Below are 1,425 nucleotides of genomic sequence, written 5' to 3' on the forward strand. Positions count from 1 at the left end.
GGTAGTGTGCGGGAGGTTCTGCAAAAGCTGAGAGGCTGAAGCGGTCATGGTAAGTCCGGTGATTGCGAAGATCACCGCTCGTAGAGGAGCTTGGACCCGCCATGACCGTGACGAAGATTAGGACGGATGTCTCTGCAGTCAAAGAGTTGTTGAGGTCGGACAAGGAGTTCCTGAAGCCGCTGATCCAGGGTGCGGTGCAGGACATTCTCGAAGCCGAGATGACGGAGACGCTGGGTGCGGAGAAAGGGGAGCGCAGCGAGGGGCGGCTTGGCTATCGCTCCGGCTACTATTCCCGCTCGCTGATCACCCGGGTCGGCAAGATCGAGCTGAAGGTGCCGCAGGACAGGCAGGGACGGTTCTCGACCGAGCTGTTCGAGCGCTACCAGCGCTCGGAGAAGGCGCTGGTGGCGGCCTTGGCCGAGATGTACGTGCAAGGGGTCTCGACCCGGAAGGTGAAGCAGGTCACCGAGGAGCTGGTGGGCCATGCCTTCTCGGCCTCGGCGATCAGCGCGATCAACAAGCGGCTGGATGCGTCGCTGAAGGCGTTCTGCGAGCGCAAGCTCAAGGAGCCGTTCCCTTATCTGATCCTGGACGCCCGTTACGAGCGCGTCAGGGACGATGGCATCATCGCGAGCCAGGCGGTGCTGATCGCGATCGGGGTCGACTGGGAGGGCCGGCGTCAGGTGCTCGCGGTTGATCTCGCCAACCGGGAGAGCCGATCGAGCTGGAAGGAGTTTTTGGAAGGCCTGAAGGCCCGCGGCCTGCATGGCGTCGAGTTCGTCGTTTCCGATGATCATCCGGGCTTGAAGAAGGCCATTCCCGAAGTTCTCACCGGCGTGTTCTGGCAGCGCTGTTATGTGCACTTCCTCAGGAACGCGCTCGACTATGTGCCTCGGAAGGTCGATGACGATTGCCTGCTGGAGCTCAGATGGATGTACGACCGGCGCGACCTCTCGGAGGTCCGGCGCGATCTGGCCGCCTGGCTCGGCAAATGGGGCGGCAAGTACCCCAAGCTCACCGGCTGGGTGGAAGAGAACATCGAGGAGACGCTCACCTACTTCCGCCTGCCGCTGGCGCACCGCAAACACATGAAGTCGACCAATATGCTGGAGAGACTCAACGAGGAGATCCGGCGGCGCACCTACGTGGTGCGGATCTTCCCCAATGCCGAGAGCTGCTTGCGGCTGGTGCGCGCCTTGACCGTCGAGCGTCACGAGACCTGGCTCGAGGATCATCGCTATCTCAACATGGACCTGCTCAAGGAACACAAGAAGGAGGCGTTACGCCAGGCGGCCTGACGATGCTCAGGCCCACCAAGGGGATGCACGCCACCCCTCTCCGCCGCCGTCGCTCGCCAGCGCTGCGCTTTTGGGCAAGCGAGCGACGGCGGCTCCGAGGGGATGGCTCGGCCGGACCCCATGATCA

Annotated in this window: 1 protein-coding gene; it reads left to right on the forward strand. The window is 63.0% G+C overall.

Annotation, left to right across the window (positions count from 1 at the left end):
• Window positions 1-101 precede the first annotated feature (101 nt).
• Window positions 102-1,298, forward strand: coding sequence for an IS256 family transposase (locus EAV90_RS39140; protein WP_129146477.1), 1,197 nt, complete (start codon window positions 102-104; stop codon window positions 1,296-1,298).
• The last annotated feature ends 127 nt before the right edge of the window (window positions 1,299-1,425 follow it).

This window comes from Bradyrhizobium vignae, from assembly GCF_004114425.1.
In the GTDB taxonomy this organism is placed as follows: Bacteria; Pseudomonadota; Alphaproteobacteria; order Rhizobiales; family Xanthobacteraceae; genus Bradyrhizobium; species Bradyrhizobium vignae.